This is a genomic window from Bacteroides sp. GM023 (genome assembly GCF_014750685.1).
In the GTDB taxonomy this organism is placed as follows: domain Bacteria; phylum Bacteroidota; class Bacteroidia; order Bacteroidales; family Bacteroidaceae; genus Bacteroides.
The window spans coordinates 1-1774 of record NZ_JAAXGE010000029.1; the positions used below are offsets into that span (position 1 = coordinate 1).

Below are 1774 nucleotides of genomic sequence, written 5' to 3' on the forward strand. Positions count from 1 at the left end.
TCATTTAAAGAGTGCGTAACAGCTCACTAGTCGAGGAGTTTGGCGTGGATAATAATCGGGCATTAAGCAATTTACCGAAGCTATGGGATCCGTAAGGATCGGTAGGGGAGCATTCCACTCTGCGTCGAAGGCGTACCGTAAGGTATACTGGAGCGTGTGGAAAAGCAAATGTAGGTATAAGTAACGATAAAGGGGGTGAGAAACCCCCTCGCCGAAAGACTAAGGTTTCCTGATCAACGCTAATCGGATCAGGGTTAGTCGGGTCCTAAGGCTCAGCCGAACGGTGAGGCCGATGGCAGAACAGGTTAATATTCCTGTACTACCTTAAAGAGTGATGTGGAGACGGAGCAGTGAAAGCGCCGCGGACTGACGGAATAGTCCGTTGAAGGGTGTAGACGTTGATTATCCCAGGCAAATCCAGGATAAGAGTCGAACCTGATAGTATGGAGAGTTCTTCGGAACAATCCAATAGTGCGTGTAAGCATACTCCCAAGAAAATCCGCTAAACTTAATCTTTAAGGTACCCGTACCGTAAACGGACACACGTAGTCGGGTTGAATATACTAAGGCGCTTGAGTGATTCACGGTTAAGGAACTAGGCAAATTGACCCTGTAACTTCGGGATAAAGGGTCCCTATCAGTGATGGTAGGGCGCAGAGAATAGGTCCAGGCAACTGTTTAACAAAAACACAGGGCTGTGCAAAATTGAAAGATTACGTATACAGCCTGACACCTGCCCGGTGCTGGAAGGTTAAGAGGAGATGTCATCGCAAGAGAAGCATTGAATTGAAGCCCCAGTAAACGGCGGCCGTAACTATAACGGTCCTAAGGTAGCGAAATTCCTTGTCGGGTAAGTTCCGACCTGCACGAATGGTGTAATGATCTGGACACTGTCTCAACCGTGAGCTCAGTGAAATTGTAGTATCGGTGAAGATGCCGATTACCCGCGATGGGACGAAAAGACCCCGTGAACCTTTACTATAGCTTAACATTGAATTTGGGTAATTGATGTGTAGGATAGGCCGGAGACTTTGAAGCAGGTACGCTAGTATTTGTGGAGTCGCTGTTGAAATACGGCCCTTTGATTATTTGAGTTCTAACCCGTAGATGCGGGGACACTGTTTGGTGGGTAGTTTGACTGGGGTGGTCGCCTCCAAAAGTGTAACGGAGGCTTCTAAAGGTGCCCTCAGGACGATTGGTAACCGTCCGTAGAGTGTAATGGCATAAGGGCGCTTGACTGGGAGACATACAAGTCGATCAGGTAGGAAACTAGAGCATAGTGATCCGGTGTTTCCGTATGGAAGGGACATCGCTCAAAGGATAAAAGGTACTCCGGGGATAACAGGCTGATCCCTCCCAAGAGCTCATATCGACGGAGGGGTTTGGCACCTCGATGTCGGCTCGTCACATCCTGGGGCTGGAGAAGGTCCCAAGGGTTGGGCTGTTCGCCCATTAAAGTGGCACGCGAGCTGGGTTCAGAACGTCGTGAGACAGTTCGGTCTCTATCTATCGTGGGCGTATGAAATTTGCGTGGCTCTGACACTAGTACGAGAGGACCGTGTTGGACTGACCGCTGGTTTACCAGTTGTGCCGCCAGGTGCATCGCTGGGTATCTAAGTCGGGATTGGATAAGTGCTGAAAGCATCTAAGTACGAAGCCAGCCACAAGATTAGATTTCTTAGGGTCGTCAAAGACGATGACGTTGATAGGATGCAGGTGTAAAGGTGGTAACATCATAGCCGAGCATTACTAATTGCCCGTTCACTTTCTTTCG

At 49.0% G+C, this 1774-nt stretch carries 1 rRNA gene; it reads left to right on the top strand.

From position 1 onward, the window contains the following. A 23S ribosomal RNA gene (locus tag HC965_RS26445) occupies positions 1-1773 on the top strand; the annotation flags it as partial. Position 1774 lies beyond the last annotated feature (1 nt).